This window comes from Spirillospora sp. NPDC029432 (assembly GCF_040703975.1).
Taxonomy (GTDB): Bacteria; Actinomycetota; Actinomycetes; order Streptosporangiales; family Streptosporangiaceae; genus Spirillospora.
This window is the reverse complement of sequence record NZ_JBEZWH010000007.1, coordinates 221497-227496: the sequence shown is the minus strand read 5'-3', so window position 1 is coordinate 227496 and position 6000 is coordinate 221497. Positions and strand designations below refer to the sequence as shown.

6 protein-coding genes are annotated in these 6000 nt (G+C 71.6%); 3 read left to right on the top strand and 3 right to left on the bottom strand.

Going from position 1 to position 6000, the window contains the following annotated elements:
- On the bottom strand, nt 1-946 hold a 946-nt coding region (locus AB0881_RS08510), incomplete at its 3' end, for a LysR family transcriptional regulator (RefSeq protein WP_366615380.1).
- Between the two features lie 89 nt (nt 947-1035).
- On the opposite strand from AB0881_RS08510, the gene AB0881_RS08505 reads away from it, so the two are divergent.
- The gene (locus tag AB0881_RS08505; RefSeq protein ID WP_366615379.1) at nt 1036-2250 is read left to right on the top strand and encodes an MFS transporter; all 1215 of its coding nucleotides are present in this window, start codon (nt 1036-1038) and stop codon (nt 2248-2250) included.
- Here AB0881_RS08505 and AB0881_RS08500 read toward each other — a convergent pair.
- Both AB0881_RS08500 and AB0881_RS08495 read right to left on the bottom strand, forming a co-directional pair.
- A complete protein-coding gene (locus tag AB0881_RS08500; RefSeq protein WP_366615378.1) occupies nt 2240-2872 on the bottom strand; it encodes a class F sortase in 633 nt (210 codons plus the stop codon). The two genes, AB0881_RS08505 and AB0881_RS08500, sit on opposite strands and share 11 nt — an antisense overlap.
- On the bottom strand, nt 2873-3568 hold the full coding sequence (locus AB0881_RS08495) for a hypothetical protein (RefSeq protein ID WP_366615377.1): 696 nt from the start codon (nt 3566-3568) through the stop codon (nt 2873-2875).
- A gap of 280 nt (nt 3569-3848) precedes the next feature.
- Between AB0881_RS08495 and AB0881_RS08490 the strand changes: the two genes are divergently transcribed.
- Together AB0881_RS08490 and AB0881_RS08485 are read left to right on the top strand one after the other, a co-directional pair.
- The gene (locus AB0881_RS08490) at nt 3849-5108 is read left to right on the top strand and encodes an SMI1/KNR4 family protein (protein ID WP_366615375.1); all 1260 of its coding nucleotides are present in this window, start codon (nt 3849-3851) and stop codon (nt 5106-5108) included.
- On the top strand, nt 5105-5920 hold the full coding sequence (locus AB0881_RS08485; RefSeq protein ID WP_366615374.1) for a hypothetical protein: 816 nt from the start codon (nt 5105-5107) through the stop codon (nt 5918-5920). Before AB0881_RS08490 ends, AB0881_RS08485 begins: the two co-directional genes overlap by 4 nt.
- The last annotated feature ends 80 nt before the right edge of the window (nt 5921-6000 follow it).

Here is a 6000-nt window from a genome sequence, read left to right as displayed (position 1 = left end):
CGCCGCTGACCGACCCCCCCCCCCCCGGGGGGGGCCGCCCCGCCCACGGGCGGCACGCCGCACCCGCGTCCGCGAGCGCCGCCGCGAACGCCCGGGTCCGCGCGTTCTCGCGGTCCCGGTGCCACACCAGCCCGAGCACGGACGGTGGCAGCCCGCCGACCTCGACGAACGCGACCCCGCGGCGCCCCTGCTCCGCGGCCGTGCCCCGGCACAGCAGCAGGGCCCCGCGCCCGGCCGCGACCATGGCCAGCCCTTCCTGAAGCGTCCCCACGACCGGCCCCCGCGGGATCGCCGCACCGTTCGGCGTCGCCAGCGGCGCCTGCGCGCGCCGCCAGTACTCCGGAGCGGGCCCGCCGACACCGATGAGAGGCAGCCCGGCCAGCTCCTCCGCGTCCAGGCCCGCCCGGCCGGCGAACGGATGGCCGCTCGCGACCGCGACCGTCTGCGGCTGCTCCGAGAAGGCCCGGCCGAGCACCAGATCGTCCTCCTCCATCGGCAGCAGGACCACCGCCGCGTCCACCTCGTCCCGCCGCACCGGGCCGAACGGATCGGTGAACGGGATCTCCACGATCTCCACGACGCTGTCGGGATGCCTGCTCTGGAACGCCGCGACGGCGGCCATGACCTGGTCGTTCGCCGTCCCCTGGAAGCCGATCCTGAGCACCCCGCCGACACCGCGCGCCGCGGCGCGCGCACCGTCGAGCGCGGCCCGCAGATCGTCGTAGGCGGGCCGGGCGTCCGCGAGCAGCCGCTCGCCGAGCGGGGTGAGCCGGACGCGGCGGCTCGTCCGCTCGACGAGCCGCGCGCCGACCCTGCTCTCCAGCGAACGGATCAGCTGGCTGACCCGGCTCTGCGACAGGTACAGCCGCTCCCCGGCCCGGCCGAAGTGCAGCTCGTCGGCCAGCGCCAGGAACGCCTCCAGCTCGCCGATCTCCAGCCCGCTCACGCCGCTCCCCCCGATCGATGAGCCCGGCTCATAGAAGCATGAGTGATCGCCCGTTGTTCCCCACCGGGCCTGCCCGCTTCGCTGGTCCCATGGCTCAACCGACGAAACCCCAGGTCACCGCGCGCGCATGGGCGGGCGTGGCGGCCCTGGCCGCCGCCACGTTCACGGTGGTCACCGCCGAGATGCTCCCCGTCGGCCTGCTCACCCCCATGGGCGCCGCGCTCGGCGTCTCCGAAGGCACCGCCGGCCTCACCCTCACGATCACCGGCCTGACCGCCGCGGTGTCCGCGCCGCTCCTCACCGCCCTCCTGCGGAGGTACGACCGGCGGCCCGTCCTGTGCGCGCTGATGGCCGTCCTGACGCTCGGAAACCTCGGGGCCGCATGGGCACCGAACCTCGCCGTCATGGTCGGCGCCCGCGTCCTCGTCGGCATCGGGATGGGAGGCGTGTGGGCCATCGCGGCAAGCCTCGCCGTACGGCTCGTACCGCCGCGATCGGCGGGCGCGGCCACCTCTCTCGTCTTCAGCGGCATCGCCGTCGCGTCCGTACTGGGAATCCCCGCCGGTGCGTACGTCGGCGCACTCTGGGGCTGGCGCGCGGCCTTCCTGGTCACGGCGGGGCTTGGCGTCCTCGTACTGCTGGCCCTGTCCGTGCTCCTGCCGCCACTGCCTCCCGAACGGACCGTTCCGCTGTCCGGCGTGTTCCGCCTCCTGGGGGACGCTCCCGTCCGTACCGGCCTGGTCCTGGTGGCGTTCCTCGTCACCGGCCACTTCGCCGCGTACACCTACATCAGGCCGGTGCTGGAGGACGCCGCCGGAGCCGGCCCGGCCACGATCGGCACCCTCCTGCTCATCTACGGCATCGCGGGCGTCGCCGGGAACTTCGCCGCGGGACTCGGCGCGGCGCGCTCGCCCCGCCGCACCCTCGTCCTCATCAGCGCGGTCCTGGCCGCCACCGTCCTGCTGATCCCCCTGATCGGCGGCTCCGTCCCCGTCGCGGCCGCCCTGATGGCCGTGTGGGGCCTCGCGTACGGCGGCGTCTCCGTGAGCACGCAGACCTGGATGCTGGCCGCGTCCCCCGGCGCCCGCGAAGGCGCTTCGTCCCTGTTCGTCGCCGCGTTCAACACCGCCATCGCCCTGGGCGCCCTGACCGGCGGCCTCCTGGCCGACGCGACCACGATCGAGTCCGCCATGTGGCTGGGCGGCGGATCGGCTCTGGGCGCCCTCCTGACCGCCGTCCTAGGCCCGGCGGAAGGCCGCCGGCCCGCGAGCGCGGACCGGCGGCCTAGTGAGATCAGGCGGTGACCAGCTTCGCGTAGACGATCAGGTTGTCCTTGTAGTGGCCGGACGCCGGATCGAACGCGCCGCCGCAGGTCACCAGTCGGAGGGCCGAGTGGTCGAGCTCCTCACCGAAGACCTTCTTGTGCGGGAACGCGTTCTTGTCGACGCGCTGCGACCGTTCCACGGCGAACGTGGCGGTGGAGCCGTCCTTGCGGGCCACCTGGATCTTGTCTCCGGGCTTCAGCTCCTTCAGCCGGGCGAACACCGCCGGCTTGCCCTTCGCGTCGACATGGCCGAGCACGACCGACGGGCCCGCCTCGCCCGGCGTGACGCCCTCCTCGTACCAGCCGGTCAGGTTGGGACGGCTCAGCGGCGGCTCCTCGATCCGCCCGTCGGGCCGCAGCCCGAGCGCCCCCACCGGCGCCGACACCCCGATCTTCGCAATGGTGATCTTCGTCGGCCTGGACTCGGACAGCGGCGCGGTGTTCGCGGCGGCCGTCGTGGCGGCGCTCGCCTTGGGCTCCGGCGTACCGGACGCCTTGGTCCCGCCGCCCCCGCAACCGCCGAGGACGAGCCCGGCGAGCAGTACCCCGGTCGCCGCGCCGAGGACGCGGCGACCGGGGGCCGATACTGGGAACCCGGCCATTCAGCCCCGCTCCCGGACCGTCCTGCGACGCAGCGCGACCGCGCCGATCCCGGCCAGCGCGAGCGCGCCCAGCCCGGCCGCCGCCATCGGCGACGCGTCCTGCGCGAGCGTGCTGCCGTCACCGGTGTCGATCCGCCCGGTCGGGATCTTCGGCTGCTTGGGGCCGAGGTTGTCGTCGCCCTTCTCGGGGCTCGTGCTGAACTTCACCGAGCCGAAGCCCTTGCAGACCACCGTCGCGGTCGTCGGGTCGGGCAGGCTGCTGCGGAACTTGCCCGTGGCGCTCCACTTGTTCGCGCCGACCTTCTTCACGGCCAGCGGGTTCTGGGTGTAGCCGTTGCTGGTGATGCTGACCGCGCTCGGGCACGTCACCGTGAACGTCGTCGTACCGCCCGGAACGACGCGCCGGCTGGACAGCTGCACCTTGTCGTACCCGAACTTGAACGTCGGCTTCGTCGGCGTGGGCGTCGGCTTGACCGGGGCGAGGGGCACCCAGCGCCCCTGCTCTTCACCGGGCTTCTTCTTGCACGTGTACGGCTTGCCGTTCGCGGCCTTGCCCTCCTTGCCGAGGTGCTCGTCCTTGCAGAACGCACCGGGCGTGACCGGGTCGGGGACGGGCTCGGCCAGTGCGGGGGCCGCCATCCCGAGGACCATTGCCCCCGCGGCGAATCCTGTCGCGGCCAGGCGGGTTGCGCGCATGTCCTGCTCCTCTGTACGGAGATCTCCGTGTTCCCTGCCGGCGGCGGCGCGTTCCTCCCATGGCGGGGGACATGGGGCGCGCTAGCCGATCGTGGACCGGTGGGAACGGATGAGAATGATGGGCTCGCAGCTTAACGACGAGCTATTGCGACACAAGCGAATTATGGGGAAATGATGTTGGATTGACCGGGTTCGGCCACTCTGGAGGGTTGTGTAAACCTTCTCGACCCTCGCTTACACGACGCTGTGACCAGAGTGGAAAATCAATTGGAAAACAGCCTTGAGCTGCGACGACGTGCCCCAAAAGCGGCCGATGTCCTTGATCGATTTCGTAGTAGTGTCGTACCCCTTCGCCATAGTTCGAGGCATGGAGTGGGAATCTTGGCTGCGGCGCTGGAGTGAAGAATGGATCCGCGCCACGGAGCCGGATCGGCTCGATCCGGAGGTCGTACGCCGGCGGTGGCTGGGCTTCGACCCGGCGGACGAGGCGGCCGTCGCCGCCGCCGAGGAACGGCTCGGATGCGGCCTGCCTCCCTCGTACCGGGACTTCCTGCTGACGACCGACGGGTGGCGCGATGCCGGGATGTTCGTCTGGCGAATGCGCGACACCGGAAACCTGGCGTGGCTGCGCGATGCCGAGCCGCACTGGGAGATCTGGGTGGACCTTGACGAGGACGATCCCCCGCCAGAGGACGGCGACTGGTTCACCCGCGGACTGGCGATCTCCCTGGAGGCCGATGCGGGAGTGCTGTTCCTGGATTCCGGCGATGTCGACGAGGACGGCGAATGGGCGGCCTACAGCCTGTTCTCGTGGCGCGCCCAGCCGCCCACCCGCTATCCGTCGTTCCGCGCGCTGATGGAGAGCCTGTACGCCCAGTTCCATTCGATGCGCCGCCCTGAGGGAGAGACGCGCGAGTCTTGGGAGGTCAAGGTCGAGCAGGCGCGGATCGATGCCCTGTCCGGCGACTTCGAGGGCGCCGAAGCGGCACTGGAAGCGGCCGAGAGGTTCGGTATCGAGCGCGCCACCGTCCTGCTCGACCAGCTCCTGTGCTTCCTCGGCAAGCCATCACCGAAACGGTGGCTGATGTACCCGAGCCCCGAATCCGAAAGTCTCCTGGACGACCCCATGTTCACCGAGGAACTGCTGCCGCTGCTCTTCGCCGAACACGCGCGGATGGGGCGACCGCCCGGCCATTCCAACATCCCGCACGAGAAATCCAGCTTGCAGATGGCGTTGAACTTCGACCAGCCGCGCCTGGAGCTCCTGGTCGCCGAGTACCAGTGGCGCTTGAGACGTCCCGGACATCGCCTCCGCTACGGCGAGCCCGAATTCGACGCGCGGATCCATGCGGCCCTCGACCGGCACGCCGGCGATCCGGACGCGCTCTGGGAGGCCGTACGGGACGCCCTGCCCCACTGGCGGCCGAGGTCGCCCGACCACATCGCCCCGGTCGTGCTGCTGGCCGACCCCGTTCTTGCCGAGCTCATCGACGAACGGCGCGGCCGGGAGCTCCTGTCGATCCCGCGAGGTGACCGGTGAACCGCTTCCCGAGCCGGGACGACGCCGCGATGGACCTGATCATCAGCGAGTGCGGCCACGACCACGCCTTCCCCGCCATGGAGACCTTGGAGGCCACCGGCACCGAGACCGACGCGTCCGGGCACACCGTCCAGGTCCGCCGGATCGCCTGCCGCAGGTGCGGGACGGTCCAGGTCCACCGCTGGCGTCCACCGGCCCCGGGCACGGGCGCTCAGTACATGATGGTGCTCGGCACCTGCGAGCCCCCCGAGCCGGGGGACGTTCCAGGGCTCGCCGAACGCGCCCTCCGGATGACCGACCAGGAGTACAACGCCTACCTGGCCCGCCGAGGCTTCCCCAACGGCGTCCCGGCCGGCCACGCACCCGACCGGCGCGCGACCGCGACGCCGGAGCGGCTTGACCTGCGCCTCCACATCCGTGCCGGCCTGTTCGGGCTGCTCAACCGCGGCCACTTCCTCGGCGAGATCCTGCCCGTCCCGGCGTACGCGGAGTCGGCCGACCTCATCGAGGCCGTTCCGGGCGCCGCCCTCTTCTGGACCCCGTTCCACGACGGCGAACTCCCCCTGACCGTGGTCGTCTCCCCGTCCGACCCGGGACCGGACCACTCCTACGACCGCTTCGCCGAGATCAGCTGCCGCTTCCACACCGGCTACGTCGCCCTCCGCGAACCGGCCGGCCGCACCCTGGACCTCCCACCCCTCCCGGCAGGCCACGCCGACTACCGCCTCCGCTTCCACACCACCGCCTCCACCGCCCTCCTCCAAATCTGGAACCACCCCCGCAGCAGACCCCTGATCCCCTCCTCCGCCTGATCATCAATGGAACAGGCGATCGAGGCCTGATCAATTCCGCGGCCGCGTTCGCAGTATCGAATTTTCGGCATTTGTAGCAC

Bases quoted from the DNA above. Each gene is read 5' to 3' on its own strand.
- AB0881_RS08505 (WP_366615379.1), top strand. From the start codon at position 1,036: ATGGCTCAACCGACGAAACCCCAGGTCACCGCGCGCGCATGGGCGGGC.
- AB0881_RS08500 (WP_366615378.1), bottom strand. From the start codon at position 2,872: ATGGCCGGGTTCCCAGTATCGGCCCCCGGTCGCCGCGTCCTCGGCGCG.
- AB0881_RS08495 (WP_366615377.1), bottom strand. From the start codon at position 3,568: ATGCGCGCAACCCGCCTGGCCGCGACAGGATTCGCCGCGGGGGCAATG.